The 237-nt window shown below is 38.0% G+C and carries 1 protein-coding gene; it reads right to left on the bottom strand.

Annotated features, from left to right (window positions below):
* Positions 1-46: 46 nt before the first annotated feature.
* Positions 47-237: GyrI-like domain-containing protein (locus tag Q4563_RS22550; protein ID WP_303606136.1), on the bottom strand; the 191-nt coding region annotated here is incomplete at its 5' end.

The following is a 237-nucleotide window of genomic DNA, read 5'->3' on the forward strand; positions in this document are numbered from 1 at the left end:
GATAATGATTAATACAGAACAACAAACACCCGTGCCAACTATACAGCTATAGCACGGCTATATGAACTTCAATTGCATCGGCACTGGGGTAATATTCAAAGTCAGTTGAATAAACCCTTTTATATTCAGAACCAGGGTTGGAAAAATATTCCCAAATTTCCGTCCATGCATCAATAGCTATTTGAGGCATATTTCCCTTATGAGAAAACACCAAATATTTGGCCGCTGGAATAACTC

It is taken from the genome of Gilvimarinus sp. 1_MG-2023 (assembly GCF_030548285.1).